Origin of the sequence: Algibacter sp. TI.3.09 (genome assembly GCF_038154905.1) — a bacterium.
Lineage (GTDB): Bacteria > Bacteroidota > Bacteroidia > Flavobacteriales > Flavobacteriaceae > Algibacter.
In genome coordinates this window covers 1-681 of the sequence record NZ_JBAKAN010000023.1, presented here as the reverse complement: position 1 = coordinate 681, position 681 = coordinate 1, and the positions used below count along the sequence as shown (strand labels likewise).

The 681-nt window shown below is 39.4% G+C and carries 1 protein-coding gene; it reads left to right on the top strand.

Going from position 1 to position 681, the window contains the following annotated elements; genetic code table 11:
* Positions 1 to 681 (top strand): Ig-like domain-containing protein (locus V6246_RS18165; protein WP_341561862.1); only part of this gene is annotated, 681 nt, incomplete at both ends.

Sequence of the window (681 nt, the reverse complement as noted above, 5' to 3'; positions counted from 1 at the left end):
GTGATGATGGTAATCCTCAAGCTTGTGATACAGCTACAGTTTATATCGAAGTATTACCGGTAAGTGGTCCTGATAACGAAGCGCCTATTGCCAATGCAGATACAACTACAACGCCAGAAGGAACTCCGATTTCAATCCCTGTGATTGCAAATGATTTTGATCCTGATGGTGATGCTATTTCTGTAACAGAAACTACAACGCCGGATAACGGAACAGTAACACTGAATCCTGATGGAACAATTACTTATACACCTAATGATGGTTTCATTGGTGAGGATACATTCACTTACACCATTTGTGATGATGCGAATCCTGCACTTTGTGATACCGCTACGGTTACAGTAACTATTCAACCTACAGATTCTCCGAATACAACTAATGCTAATGATGATGCATACACAACAACTCCGGATGCTGTGATATCACAAAACGTTTTAGTTAATGATAATGATGTTGAAAATGATAACCAAACAGTAACGGCTAATACAAACCCAAATAACGGTACAGTAACAGTAGCGCCTAACGGTGACTTTACCTATACGCCTAACCCTGGGTTTGTTGGAACAGATATGTTTACGTATACCATTTGTGATGATAATGCAGATCAAGCTTGTGATACAGCTACCGTTTACATTACTGTTGGTGGTATTGAAAACACAACAGATGCTATTGCTGATATCA